The organism is Blautia pseudococcoides (assembly GCF_001689125.2).
Lineage (GTDB): Bacteria > Bacillota > Clostridia > Lachnospirales > Lachnospiraceae > Blautia > Blautia pseudococcoides.
This window is the reverse complement of record NZ_CP015405.2, coordinates 457,339-470,984: the sequence shown is the minus strand read 5'-3', so window position 1 is coordinate 470,984 and position 13,646 is coordinate 457,339. Positions and strand designations below refer to the sequence as shown.

Annotated in this window: 15 protein-coding genes; 7 read left to right on the top strand and 8 right to left on the bottom strand. The window is 48.3% G+C overall.

The features are described from left to right. Positions 1-26 precede the first annotated feature (26 nt). From A4V09_RS02270 to A4V09_RS02250, 5 genes are read right to left on the bottom strand one after another with little or no spacing between them, the layout of a single operon-like run. Positions 27-2,240: a DNA internalization-related competence protein ComEC/Rec2 gene (locus A4V09_RS02270; RefSeq protein ID WP_065540910.1), complete on the bottom strand. Its 2,214-nt coding sequence runs from the start codon at positions 2,238-2,240 to the stop codon at positions 27-29. After that, a complete protein-coding gene (locus A4V09_RS02265) occupies positions 2,233-3,183 on the bottom strand; it encodes a GerMN domain-containing protein (RefSeq protein WP_242963925.1) in 951 nt (316 codons plus the stop codon). Before A4V09_RS02265 ends, A4V09_RS02270 begins: the two co-directional genes overlap by 8 nt. A 6-nt stretch (positions 3,184-3,189) precedes the next feature. Then, positions 3,190-4,623 carry a sensor histidine kinase gene (locus A4V09_RS02260; protein WP_065540909.1) on the bottom strand — a complete coding sequence of 478 codons (1,434 nt, stop codon included), beginning with the start codon at positions 4,621-4,623 and terminating at the stop codon, positions 3,190-3,192. A 21-nt stretch (positions 4,624-4,644) separates the two neighbouring features. Continuing rightward, the gene (locus tag A4V09_RS02255; RefSeq protein WP_065540908.1) at positions 4,645-5,334 is read right to left on the bottom strand and encodes a response regulator transcription factor; all 690 of its coding nucleotides are present in this window, start codon (positions 5,332-5,334) and stop codon (positions 4,645-4,647) included. Between the two features lie 48 nt (positions 5,335-5,382). After that, positions 5,383-6,069, bottom strand: a complete 687-nt coding sequence (locus A4V09_RS02250; protein ID WP_065540907.1) for a ComEA family DNA-binding protein — start codon at positions 6,067-6,069, stop codon at positions 5,383-5,385. A gap of 196 nt (positions 6,070-6,265) precedes the next feature. Here A4V09_RS02250 and A4V09_RS02245 point away from each other — a divergent pair, with 196 nt between their 5' ends. Genes A4V09_RS02245 through A4V09_RS02215 form a run of 7 tightly spaced genes read left to right on the top strand, consistent with a single transcriptional unit; the run spans position 6,266 to position 11,155 of the window. Then, positions 6,266-7,231, top strand: a complete 966-nt coding sequence (locus tag A4V09_RS02245) for a transglutaminase-like domain-containing protein (RefSeq protein ID WP_065540906.1) — start codon at positions 6,266-6,268, stop codon at positions 7,229-7,231. An 11-nt stretch (positions 7,232-7,242) separates the two neighbouring features. Beyond that, positions 7,243-8,280, top strand: a complete 1,038-nt coding sequence (locus A4V09_RS02240; RefSeq protein WP_065540905.1) for a type II secretion system F family protein — start codon at positions 7,243-7,245, stop codon at positions 8,278-8,280. Positions 8,281-8,293: 13 nt separating this feature from the next. Beyond that, positions 8,294-8,635, top strand: coding sequence for a hypothetical protein (locus A4V09_RS02235; protein ID WP_065540904.1), 342 nt, complete (start codon positions 8,294-8,296; stop codon positions 8,633-8,635). Further along, positions 8,632-9,114: a DUF4860 domain-containing protein gene (locus tag A4V09_RS02230; RefSeq protein ID WP_065540903.1), complete on the top strand. Its 483-nt coding sequence runs from the start codon at positions 8,632-8,634 to the stop codon at positions 9,112-9,114. The genes A4V09_RS02235 and A4V09_RS02230 overlap by 4 nt, the downstream gene beginning before the upstream one ends. A 21-nt stretch (positions 9,115-9,135) precedes the next feature. Then, complete coding sequence (locus A4V09_RS02225) at positions 9,136-9,576, top strand: hypothetical protein (RefSeq protein ID WP_065540902.1); 441 nt, start codon at positions 9,136-9,138, stop codon at positions 9,574-9,576. An 18-nt stretch (positions 9,577-9,594) separates the two neighbouring features. Next, complete coding sequence (locus A4V09_RS02220) at positions 9,595-10,080, top strand: hypothetical protein (protein ID WP_065540901.1); 486 nt, start codon at positions 9,595-9,597, stop codon at positions 10,078-10,080. 19 nt (positions 10,081-10,099) lie between these two features. Next, entirely contained in the window at positions 10,100-11,155 is a 1,056-nt protein-coding gene (locus tag A4V09_RS02215) for a type IV pilus twitching motility protein PilT (RefSeq protein WP_065544590.1), read from the top strand. A gap of 129 nt (positions 11,156-11,284) precedes the next feature. Here the strand turns inward: A4V09_RS02215 and A4V09_RS02210 are convergent, their stop codons facing one another. From A4V09_RS02210 to dnaB, 3 genes are all read right to left on the bottom strand, one after another. After that, on the bottom strand, positions 11,285-11,491 hold the full coding sequence (locus A4V09_RS02210; RefSeq protein WP_065540900.1) for a helix-turn-helix transcriptional regulator: 207 nt from the start codon (positions 11,489-11,491) through the stop codon (positions 11,285-11,287). Between the two features lies 1 nt (position 11,492). Next, positions 11,493-12,137, bottom strand: coding sequence for a DUF3796 domain-containing protein (locus A4V09_RS02205; protein WP_065540899.1), 645 nt, complete (start codon positions 12,135-12,137; stop codon positions 11,493-11,495). Positions 12,138-12,314: 177 nt separating this feature from the next. Beyond that, complete coding sequence (dnaB, locus tag A4V09_RS02200; protein WP_065540898.1) at positions 12,315-13,643, bottom strand: replicative DNA helicase; 1,329 nt, start codon at positions 13,641-13,643, stop codon at positions 12,315-12,317. Positions 13,644-13,646 lie beyond the last annotated feature (3 nt).

Sequence of the window (13,646 nt, the reverse complement as noted above, 5' to 3'; positions counted from 1 at the left end):
AAACTCCTGTGCAGATCAGATACTCTCTAGTTTACCATGGATTTTTTATACTGAAAAGATACTTCTGTTCTTTTTCCATCCGTGACCAGAAATACGGCTCCCAGTTCTTTTGTCTGAAATACTTTCACCGTTTCCTGTAAAAGCCTTTCGGTCAGCGCTCTGTGGGGATGTCCGTAGCGGTTATCCACCCCGCAGGATATGATGCCGGCAGCAGGCTTCAGCGCTTCCAAAAAACGGACGGATGTGGAATTCTTTGAGCCGTGATGCGCCACTTTCAGTACCTGCGCCTCTATCTGTTTCTGCTCCAGGGCCTCCGTGACTGCTGTTTCTCCTGCGCCCTCCATATCTCCGGTAAAAAGCGCCCTAAAATCCCCCAGAGACAGCAGAAGAACCTGGGAGGCTTCGTTGTTGTCTCCCTCTGTATTCTCAAAGGGATAAAGACAGCGCAGTTCCATCTCTCTGCTTTTGATCCTGTCCCCTCCATAGAGATATAAAATCCGGCATCCTGCCTCACGCCCTGTCTTCTCTATTGCTTTTAGCTTCTCCTGTTTGTCTCCGCACTCAGATAAAAAAATTTTTTCTATCCGCAGAGTTGTCTCCCTGTTTCTGATGGCCTCCAGCAGCTCTCCGATTCCATTTATATGGTCATCATCCATATGGGAAAGAAAAATACCGTCAATCTTCCGGATTCCCATACATTTTAAAAAAGGCAGTATCCTGTAATTTCCCACACCGGACACACTGCTGCTCCCGCCGTCGACGACATAAGTTTTTCCCTCATGCATAACCACAGAACAATCCCCCTGGCCCACATCCAAAAAGGTGATCCTCAGTTTTCTGTCCGGTATCTTTACGAAGAGCAGAAACATGCCCAGAACCAGGGGAAGATACCGCAGCAGAATATGCCGCTTTTTCTCCCCCTTTCCGCCCCGCCCCACCCACACTGCCAGTAAAATATAATACAGCAGAATTTTCCACATGAAGGGCCTGCCTGTTATCACAGAAGCAAAAGGGATCTGTCTCAAAATTTGTCCGATAAAAAGATACATCTTTAGAAAAAAGGCTCCGGGTAGCATGAAAAGCCCGCCCAAAAACGGAACTGCCAGGCCTGCCAGACACCCGAATACCCCGGAAGCCAGCACGATCCCCACCGTAGGCAGCACCAGCAGGTTCACCAGAATCCCAAATACAGGCAGTTCATAGAAGAAATACATCTGTATAGGAACCGTGGCAAGCTGCACAGCCAGACCGGATTTCAGTGCCATTGCCGCCTTTCTTTTTTCTTTCCTTTCCGAAAATGCGGGACAGACCACAGCCAGCCCCAGAATAGCTCCAAAAGACAATAGGAATCCGCTGTCATACAGATATCCCGGACTTTCCAGAAGCAGCAGCACTGCCGACAGCGACAGAGCGGAGAGCAGATCGTATGTCCTGCCTGCCGCCATGGCCCCCACTGCAAGAGAAAACATGATCACAGCGCGCATCGCAGAGGCACTGCTCCCCGTAAATATCCCGTACTGTACCATCAGCATTACAGAAATCCCCCCTGCAGCTGCCACCGGCACACGCAGTTTCCGCAGCAGCCGGAACACCCCCCATCCCAGAAAAGAAAGATGGGTGCCACTGATGGCAGCAATATGAAGAACTCCGTCCAGCTTCAGCAACAACTGATCCTCCTTACCAATCTCCTGCTTTTCCCCCAGCAGCATGGCGCAGAAAATCCCTCCGGTGTCAAAAGGTGCCAGTTCCAGTATCTTGTCTCTCAGGAAACTCTTTGCCTGGCAGCGCAGCGCAGCAAAAGACCAGGCATCCGGCGGAAACGCTTTCATGCTGCTGCCCTCCAGATACCATTTGATCTTCCTGGCATAATAATAGCTCCTTTCATTGAACTGCCCCGGATTGGAAGGAAGGGGAATCTGCCGCAGATCACCGGTAAGGCGCACTTTCCTGCCCGGCCTGACGGTATTGTCCGCCAGATCATTTTTGATATTCACTTTTACCTGTTCTATGGAATATTTGTCAGGATCATTTAGAATTTTTACTTGTCTGATATATAGAGTGGTATAAAAAGAATTGCTTTTTGTCTCATAAACCCTGCCCTCAAGCACCGCATGGTCCGGGCTGCAGCCGTTTGGCAGAACCGGGGGAGCATTCCCGAAAAAGGGAACTCCCGCCAGGTTCAGACACCAGATGACTGCCATGAAAAGCAGGGCAAAGGCACACAGAGGCCGTTTACTCATCTGATGTATCCTCCACTAAACTGTAATCTGCCTTATAAAGTTTATCCAGGCTCATACTCTCCCGGAACGTGACCTTTGTCTCTCCTTCCACGGAAATCTGCACGCCATGTATCTTGCACGCATCCATCAGGGAGTTGACAATGGAATAAACCGGCAGCTCCTGCTGTACATTCATACTCTGGTTCATAAAGGTCTTGTCCAGATTCACATAGCACACACCCTCCACAATAGATACCCCTAAAATCTTGGTATCCTTTGCAATGGTGGGCTGGGCATCCGAATCGCTGGGCGGACCTTTTATCAGTAACTCCACGATTTTTTTCTCCAGCGGCACATTTATGCTGTAATACCCGCCGCCGTTTGTCACCTTCACCAGCTTGTCGCCGGCCTCGTTTGCAAAGTACAGATTTACATCTGCATAGACATACGAATTGGGGTTCTCCCCTTCATTTTCCACAAAAGTGTCCTTGTCCATGGCACCATAGGCATTGCCGTTAGAATCTGTCACCGGCTCACCGCCCACCAGGAAAGTCACATTGATGACTCCCGGAATCTGGGTGAAGGATTTTACGATTCCTGCCCGCACAAGGATCTCCCTGGTATTCTTCATTTTAGAGTAGGCGTCATTAAAATTCAGCACGACGCCCCGCCCGTCAAATTCATATTCCCGGATCTTCACATCGTCCGGAAGCAGTTTTACATAATCGTCACTGTCCACAGGCTCTGTCAGCTTTTTTGCCATCTCACTTACCATGCTGGCAGTCACCCGTTCTTCTGGTACATAGTCATCCTCCACCAGGGCTTCCTCCGTGGGGGACAGGTAATACATGCGGTATTCTGCTTTCTCTGTATCATTCTGCTCCTTCAGCTTCCCGCAGCCTGCCAGAACGCATACGGCTAAAAGTAGAAGACCCATAAGTCTTATTTTCTTCAATGCTGCCACCTCCTTTTAAGCAATATAGGTCAAAGGAATTCTCACAGAGAAGGTGGTTCCTTTATGCTCTTCACTTTTTACTTTTACAGCGCCCCTGTGCATAACAATGGCATTTCTGGTGATGGCAAGGCCAAGGCCCGTGCCGCCGATCTCTCTGGAATGGGATTTGTCCACCCGGTAAAATCTCTCAAATATCCTGTCAATGCTCTCCTCCGGGATTCCAATGCCGGAGTCCGCAACAGACACATAAAAATATTTATGGTCAGCATTCAGTGTCACACGCACCCAGCCATCCTCTGTATTGTATTTGATCCCATTCTCCACCAGATTAGACAAAGCCAGGCTCAGCTTCACCTCATCCACCTCCGCCACTACAGGCCGGTAGCTCTCCAGGATCAGTTCCACCTGCTTTGCCTCAGCAATAGGCTTTAACCGCTTCAGGATATTTTCCAGAAGCTGGTTGATATTAACCTCAGCAATATTTAAGTCAGATGCCTTTTTGTCCATCTTCACCAGGGAAAGAAGGTCTGTAATGATCTTGTTCTCCCTGTCTATCTCCACAGCGATATCCTGCATAAACTCCTGGTACAGCTCCACAGGCACATTCTCCTGGCCCACCAGGGAATCCGCCAGAACCTTCATGGAGGTCATAGGCGTCTTCAGCTCATGGGACACATTGGATACAAACTCCTGCCTGGATTCATCCAGGACTTTCATGCGGCTCAACATCTTGTTGAAAGCATTGGTTATCAGCTCTGTCTCTGTATAGTCGGGAACAGAGATCTCCTCATCCAGATATCCGTCCGTCAAATCCTCAATGGACTTGGTGACCCTGGAAAATGGCTTCACTAAAACACCGGCAAGAAAGTATCCGAACACCACCACAAGGAGACAGATGGCAATGAGAAGGAGATTCCCCCTCTGCTCCAGCATATCAACGCTGTCTGCGATCTCGCTGGTGGAAATACTCATGAGCATTACACCCTTGACCTTTTTCTTTCCCGGAACGGTCAGCGGGCTTGTAAGCTCAATATAAGAGTTCTTCTCATCATAATGAGGTGTATTCTTTTCCCCCTCAAAGGACCGGATAACCTCCTCAGAGAGCACATATCTTCCCACGTCGATATCAAATGTATCTTTAATGACTTTGAAATCCTCATTGATAATGAGTATCCTGCCATTATAGATGGCAGAGAGCATGGAAAGCTCATTATTGATCACCTCAGACTCCGGATGATTCAGATAATCCTCTCTCATGAGCTGGTTGCCCAGAATGTCGCACTGGTTCTTTACATTGACAATCCTGATATCCACAGCCCGGTTCTCATAACTGTTCACAATGACATTTTCCACAATAATGCTGGGAACAATTCCGATGACAATGAGGATCAGCAGGATCCGAAACCGCAGACTCTTAAAAAATGTATGTTTTATTTTTTTTCCAAACAACTTCACAGACTCCCTTTTTCCTTATACCTGAAAATAATATCCCACACCCCACTTGGTATGTACATACTTTGGCTCACTGGGAGTCTCCTCGATCTTCTCTCTCAGACGACGGATATGGACGTCAACCGTGCGCACATCCCCCGGATATTCATAACCCCACACCAGATTCAGCAGATTCTCCCTGCTGTAAACCTTGTTCGGATTCTTTACAAGAAGTTCCAGAACGTCAAACTCCTTTGCGGTCAGATTGACTTCCTTATCGCTAATGAAAACCCTGCGGCTCTCGCAGTCCAGACGCAGGTCTCCCACTGTGAGGGAACCGGTACGCTCTGCCTGCTTCTCGTCTTTTTTGGTCCGGCGCATAATGGCCTTGATACGGGCCTTCACCTCCAGAATATTAAACGGCTTGGTAATATAGTCATCCGCACCATATTCAAGCCCCAGTATCTTATCCATGTCCTCGCCCTTGGCAGTCAGCATAATGATGGGTACCTGGGAAAATTCACGGATCTGCTGGCAGACCTCCAGGCCTGTCATCTTGGGAAGCATAATATCCAGAAGGATCATATCATAATTGTTCTCCCTGGCTTTCTCCAGCGCTTCCTCCCCATCGTACGCGCAGTCCACTTCCATATTATCCTGCTCCAGGCTGAAACGGATTCCCTTTACGATCAATTTCTCATCATCCACAACTAAAACTCTTTTACTCATTTAATTATCTCCTCATCCTTAAGTTTGCCCGTTATACCGGACTATATCTCAGTAAGAAATATAGTTTTTTATTTTTTCGTAGGTCTTGCCTTTGATGCCGGGCACCTGCTGGATATCCTCCGCAGATGAAAACTCCCCGTATTCTTCCCGGTAGGCGAGAATTGCTTTTGCCTTTACCTCCCCGATGCCGGGAACTGTCTGCAGTTCCTCCTGGGTTGCTGTGTTGATATTTACGGTGCCTTGGGCTTCTGCTAAATTTGCCGCATCAGACGCTGCACCGTTTCCCGGCAAATCCATTTCTCCCCCGTCTCTTTCCGGGTCTTGTCCGGCCTGCCGAAATGCCTCGGTCTCTTCCCTGGTATAGATCTGAATCCGGCTGCCATCCGACAGGACAGCCGCCTGGTTCCACCAGTCCTCATCTGCCGCCTCAGCAAAACCTCCGGCAGCAGCGATCCCTTCATAGAGCCGCGCTCCTTCTTTCAGGTAATACACACCCGGCTGGTTTACTGCGCCGCACAGGAATACACAGATTTGCTGTGGGGCCGCCTCCTCTTTGGGAACATCCGGTTCTTTTTCGGAATCTTCCTTTCCTTTTGACTCTGCAGACTCCTTCGGTACACTTTCCTCCTGCTCCGGCCGTTCCCCGGACAGCAGAAGTGTTTCCTCCTGTTTTTGACAGGATGACATAAACAACGCGGACAGCACAAGCAGTCCGAAACAAATCTTCTTTTTCATTACAGCATATCTCCTCTCAGCAGTAGGCTAAAAGGTTCCCAGTATGCATAACTATTTCTATTCTATCGAATTTAGTCCCATATTACAATATCAAATTCCATAACTTTTCCCTCATATTGCTTTATGAAGGAAAAAATGATATGATTAAAACAATTGTTCAGAACGAAAGAAGCAGCAGACACGAGGAGGGTCCCGTATGACTCACAACCGTATATTCCATCTGCTATGCGGCATTTTAGCTGTTCTGTGTCCCGCACTGATCCTGGCCTCCTGTTCCGCCGCCAGCGCATCGTCCGGCTCCACAAAAAAACCCAGCACTTCCCAAGCAGAGAAAAAAGAAACGGTACGCCCCAATACGCCGAATGTCCATGTACCCCAGGCGTCAGGAACCGCCGTACTGGGGGCAGAACCCCTGATCATCGACGTTTCCCACACAGACCAGGGCTACATTATGGCCCGGTATACAGGGGATGCAGCCAAGGCCAATATCCAGATAGACGGCCCTGACGGCATTAATTACAAATATTTCATAACCTCTGGTCCCTATGTGACCATGCCCCTCACTTCCGGGGACGGTTCATACACCATAAGCACATATGAAAATATTACAGGTGACAAATATGCAGCACTCTACAGCGAAACCATTGATGTAAAGCTGGAGAGCGGATTTATTCCCTACCTGTATCCTAACCAGTATGTGGATTTCACCCCGGAAAGCCAGGCTGTGAAAACTGCTCAGGAACAGGTTAAGACAGCCTCCTCCGATCTGGATGCTGTGGCGGATATCTACAATTATGTCATAGAGACCATATCCTATGACGAGGAGAAAGCCAAGACCGTCCCAAACGGATATCTGCCGGATTTGGACGAGACCCTTTCCTCCTGCAAAGGCATCTGCTTTGACTATGCCTCCCTGATGACCGCAATGCTGCGCTCCCAGGATATTCCCACAAAGCTGGAAATCGGCTATTCCGGCAAGGTATATCACGCGTGGATCAGTGTATACATCAAGGATGTGGGATGGATCGACAATATTATTGAATTCGATGGAAAGAGCTGGAAGCGCATGGATCCCACCTTTGCCTCCAGTAATAAAAACAGCAAAAAGATATTAAAATACATTGGTGACGGAAGTAATTATACCGTACGGTATACCCGTTAGAAAGGAGCAGCATGAAAGTTTTATCCAACAATGAACTCTCAACCTTCTGCAGCCAGATGGCTCTCATTCTCCGCTCCGGCATCTCCTCCACTGAGGGGCTTACCATTATGCTGGAGGATGCACCCCAGGAGGAAGGGCAGCAGATCCTCAAAACAGTCCTGGAGCAGATAGAACAGACAGGCTGTCTCTGGTCCTCCCTGGAGGAAGCGCAAGTCTTCCCCAAATATCTGTGTAATATGGTAGAGATCGGAGAGCAGGCAGGCCGTCTGGATGATGTCATGTCAGCCCTTTCCGAACATTATGAGCGGGAGGATGCCATTTCCAAAAATATTAAAAGCGCTGTCACCTACCCTCTGGTTATGATCCTCATGATGCTGGCCGTTGTACTGGTACTGGTCACAAAGGTCATGCCTATCTTTGAGCAGGTATTTGAACAGCTTGGTACGGGCCTTACCGGCATCTCCAGAAGCGTTATGGGATTGGGACAGGTTATGAACCGGTATGCCCTGGTGTTCCTATTGCTTGCCGCTGTAGTGATCGTACTGTTTTTCTATTTTTCCTGCACCGGCAAAGGGCGGCAGTCTCTTAAAAACTTTGCCGGACGATTTTTCCTGACCAAAGGCCTTTCGGAAAACATAGCGGCTGCGCGTTTTGCAAGCGGCATGTCCCTGGCCCTTAGCAGCGGCCTGGATACAGACCAGAGTCTTGAAATGGTATCGCGCCTCACCGACCACCCTGTCATGCAGGAAAAGATCCAAACGGCCAGGGACCTGATCTCGGAGGGCACCGGATTTTCGGAAGCGCTTTCCAAAGCCGGGATTTTCTCCGGGCTTTATGCGCGCATGGTCAATATCGGTTTCCGCACAGGTGCCATGGATGATGTGATGCGTCAGATAGCCGTCCAGTACGACGAGGAAGTAAATGAACGGATATCCGGTATTGTATCCAAACTGGAGCCGACTCTGGTGGCTGTTCTGTCTGTGGTGGTTGGCATGATTCTTCTGTCTGTCATGCTCCCGCTCATGGGAATCATGTCCAGCATCGGATAAAGGGGGCTGTCATATGAACCGATTTCAAACTGAAAAGCGCCGTCCCTTTCACAGACTGCTTCTGCCCGCCCTTGTATTCCTATGTCTGATGTGTTTTCTGTTCTACGGCATGTCTTCTGTCTCCTTTGCCACACAAAAGGAGGAGGAACGAAGCCTGAAACAGGCTGTCATCAAAAGCGCTGTGCACTGCTACGCCGTGGAGGGGAGTTACCCGGAGAGCCTCACTTACCTGGAAGAGCATTACGGGATCACTTATGACCATGACAAATACCTGGTCACATATGAGGTGGTTGGCTCCAACCTGATGCCGGATGTCGATGTCATACCATTAAACAACAGGGAGGTGGCGCCATGAATCCCAGCCGGAACCAGAAACATTTTATAGATGTCCTCTTCACCCTTGGACTGCTCTGCGTATTCGCCGCCTCTGCGCTGGCTGTAGTGCTCATAGGAGCACATGTATACAAATCCACAGCCGCCCATATGGACGCCAATTACACCACACGCACGTCCCTCTCCTATATAGCTGAAAAAGTACGCCAGCACGATGAATCCGGCAGCATTTTTCTGGGAAAAGTGGAGGACAGGAATGCCCTGATTTTTCTGGAGACCATAGAGGACAAGGAATATGCCGCCTATATTTACGAGGATGGGGGATATTTAAAAGAACTTTTTACCCAAAAAGAGAAAGAGCCAAAGAAATCCCAGGGCGAATCCATACTGGAAGTAACGGATTTTACTATCCAGGAGGCATCCAAGGGCCTTTTTCGGTTCACGGCAGCAGACAGGCAGAAACATTCTCTGTCCCTGCTGATCCATGTACAAAGTGAGTGATCTGTCAGAAAGGAGATTCCAGTGAGAGAACGGCAAAATACAAGGTCCAGTCTGTTTCTGATCGAACTGATCCTTGCAATATTATTCTTTTCCCTGGCCAGCGCTGTGTGTATCCAGGTTTTTGTAAAAGCGCATTTTATGAGTCAATCGGCAAAGGAACTGACCCTTGGCTCCAGTTACGCCTCCAGTGCTGCTGAGGTACTGGCCCACACAGACGGCTCCTATGAGGCAGTGAAAGCACTTCTGCCTGAAGCAATGGAAACGGACGGGATCATTTACCTGTGTTACGACCAAAACGGGGAAACCTGCGCCCAGAAGGACGCAGCCTATTATCTCTATATTGAACAGACCGCCTCCACACACAGCAGAGAAGCGCGGATAGACTTCACAAACTTTGACGGTGACAGTCTTTACCATCTGTCCATCAAAATCCCCATAGCCCGCAAAGCCGGGACAGCTTAATAGAAAGGAGTCCGCAAAATGGAAAAAAGCAGAAAACCCATACTGGGGGTAGGCACATCCTCTATCCTGCTGATCTTTGTCCTGCTCTGCATGATAACTTTTGCTGTACTCTCTCTTGTCAGCGCCCGCTCGGATTACCGTCTGAGCAAAAAGAATGCGGAGCATACCAAAGATTACTACGAAGCGGAAAACAAGGCAAATGAAATCCTCATGACCATTGACAAATGTCTGGAGGAACAGTATACGCTTTATGGAAATACGGAGGCGTACCTGCAGCATGTAAAAACCGCTTTGGAAGATACAGAGGGGATCGTATTCTCTTCCCAGAGGGAAATAGAATATCATGTGCCTGCAGGATCAAAACAGGAATTGTCTGTGTCCCTCCTCCTGCCCCAAGATTTAAAGGAGGGGGACAGTTATTATCAGATCAAGAGCTGGAAGCTTGTAAATACAGAGACATGGCAGCCGGATGAAACACTGCCTGTATACGGAAGCGACAAATAACTCAGGAAAGGAAACAGCAATGGATGCACTAACATTTTTAACTGACACCACCAATACCGGTGCCTCAGACCTTTTTATTGTAGCAGGTCTGCCGCTCTCATACAAAAAGAACGGTTCCCTTATCACCATGGGAACTGACAAGATTATGCCGGCCCAGTCGGAATCCATGATACGTGAAATCTACCAACTGGCAGACAGCCGGGATATCAACCGCTTTCTGGAGACAGGGGATGATGATTTTTCCTTCGCTGTGAGAGGACTTTCCCGTTACCGGGTGAGCACTTACAAACAGAGAGGTTCCATGGCTGCTGTCATCCGCGTCATCACATTCCAGCTTCCCAATCCATCGGATTTAGGGATTCCGGATTCTATCATTGAACTGGGGAATATGAATAAAGGGCTTGTCCTTGTTACAGGTCCTGCAGGTAGTGGAAAGTCCACCACACTGGCATGTATCATTGACGCTATAAATAAGACACAGGAAAAGCATATTATTACGCTGGAGGATCCTCTGGAGTTCCTGCACAGCCATAAAAAGAGTATTGTGAGCCAGCGCGAGATCAACACGGATACAGAAAGTTATATTATGGCTTTAAGAGCCTCCCTGCGGCAGAGTCCGGATGTGATCCTATTGGGGGAAATGAGAGATTATGAGACGATGGCAGTCGCTATGACAGCCGCCGAAACCGGGCATTTGGTACTGTCCACCCTGCATACCCTGGGGGCTGCAAATACCATAGACCGTATTATTGATGTCTTTCCGCCCAATCAGCAGCGGCAGATCGCTGTGCAGCTCTCCTCAGTGCTACGGGCTGTAGTATCACAGCAGTTGGTGCCTGATGTAAATGAGACGCTGATTCCCGCATTTGAGATCATGAAGACAACCCCGGCTATTAAAAATATGATCCGGGAGAATAAGGTACATCAGATTGATGGGCTTATTTATTCTTCGGCCGGGGGCGATATGATCTCTATGGATGCCAGTCTGCAACGGCTGGTGAAAGAAGGCAGGATCAGCAGGCATGAGGCTTTGGGCCATGCTTCCAATCCGGAGATGTTAGGGAAGAGGATTTAGGTGAGAGAGACGGACGGGGAAGAGAGGGCGGGAGGGAAACTGGGGCGCGAAGCGTTCCGCAGTTTCCCTCCCCCTTCTTCCCCTGGTTTTCTCTGCGGTAATTATTGAAAAGAAAAAGAAAAAGTCTGGTCAATCAAAAATAAAGAGTTCCTCTATGGGAGTCTCTACGACTCTTGATATATCTATTGCCAGTTTTAAAGACGGGTTATACTGGGCTTTTTCCAGCCGCATGATAGTTTCGCGGCGGACACCTACGGCGTTTGCCAATTGTTCCTGAGTCATGTCCTTTAGCAGACGGTATTTTTTCAGATTACACGAAAATCCTTGTATGCCCATATTACTCTGCTTCCTCCGTATCATATTTGTACAGAAGATAGCTATTCAAAAAGAGAACCAGGGCAATGATCAGGGAAGAGGACACTGTAAAAATAAGTGCCACATAGGTAATTCCAATATGGCTTCCTGCCATTCCCATAAACCAGGCCACCACCCACAGAAGTCCAAAACCCGTCTTATAAGAAACCAGTTGTGCTCTTGTTTGTTCCTCCTTAAATCTTTCATCCATCAACGTACAGCTCATCTTTGCCTCATAAAAAAATCCAAAGAACCCAAAAAACGCAAAAAAGAAAAACGGCCAAACCTGTCCCTGCATCACATAGGCGGGAATCCCAACAAACCCAAAAAATCCAAAAATTCCAAACCACCCATGCTTTGGATTCAGTTTCCTGGTCACTCCCTTAACAGCCGTCCCGCCCTTTCTAAAATTTGCAGCTACCATATGAATCACCAAATACACCACATAACAAACTAATCCCACCGTCACTGCCATCAAAGGCAGATCCGACCCCCGAAACACATAACTCCCAAAATCTATCGGCTTCACGATCCTGCTCCCATTGATAGCCACATCAAACCCCACGGCCAAAAACTCCGCCAAAATAAACCCTATCAGCACAATCCCTCTCCAATTCCTCTTCCTCATTATCCATCCTCCCAAAAGTGATATATTTATCTCTTAATAAGACAAATATATCACTTCTCTTTCCCATTGTCAACCCCATCTTCAGCACTGCCCTTCCTTCTCATTTCCCGTCCACCCTAAGCACCCACCAACACAAAAAAGGCCCCATGGCCGCCCCGGCCACAGAACCTTTCCCAACTATTTCTTCATATTCACAAACTTCGTATAATTCGGCAGCCAAACCAAATTCACCGTCCCAATCGGACCATTCCTCTGTTTAGCAATAATGATCTCCGCAATATTCTTATTCTCAGAATCCTTATTATAATAATCATCCCTGTAAATGAACATAACAACATCGGCATCCTGCTCAATCGCCCCTGACTCTCGAAGGTCAGAAAGCATAGGTCTGTGGTCCGGCCTCTGTTCCACGGCACGGCTCAACTGGGACAGCGCCACCACCGGCACGCTCAGTTCCCTTGCCAGCGACTTCAGGGACCTGGAAATATCAGATATCTCCTGCTGCCGGGATTCACTTCTGCCGCTTCCTGACATCAGCTGCAGATAGTCAATAAAAATAACTCCAAGATTCTGCTCCAGCTTATACTTCCTGCACTTTGACCGCAGCTCCGAAATGGAAATACCCGGTGTATCATCAATGATCATATTGGATGACCCAATAATATTAGCGCCCTCGATCAGCTTTGCCCAGTCCTCATCCTCCAGATTACCTGTACGAATACTCTGGGAATCCACTTTTGACTCCAAGGACAGCAGACGGTTTACAAGCTGTTCCTTTGACATCTCCAGACTGAAGATCGCCGTGGTAACACCACTTTTAAATGCCATATACTGGGCAATATTCAGTACGAACGCCGTTTTACCCATGGAGGGCCTGGCAGCTACCAGAATCAGGTCTGATGGCTGAAAACCGGACATCTTGTAATCCAGGTCAATAAATCCTGTGGGGATACCGGTAACACTCCCCTTTGTCCTGGACGCCTTCTCAATCTTCTCAATGGCATTCAGGACCACATCTTTTATAGGTACAAATTCATCACTGCTCTTCCTCTGTACCAGGTCAAAAATCTTCTTTTCTGTGATCTCAAGAATATCCTGGGTCCGCTCATTGCCAAGATAACAGGTATTGGCAATCTCCTCTGTGGTCTTGATCAGTTTGCGCAGCATTGCCTTTTCAGACACAATCTCCGCATAATACTTTACGTTCACAGAGGTAGGCACTGCTGCCACCAGTTCCCCCACAAATTCCATGCTGGAAATCTCAGGCGGCACATCCAGTTCCTTCAGCCTGTTCTGCAGTGTGACCAGATCCACAGGTTTGTTCTCATTGAAGAGCTCCACCATGGCCTCAAAGACAATGCCGTACTGCTGCTGATAAAAATCATCACCTGTAATGATCTCTGATGCGGTCACAATGGCATCTTTGTTCGTGATCATGGAACCGATAACCGACTGCTCCGCTTCAATGCTGTGGGGCATGATTCTCTTTATAAGTGCTTCATCCATGAC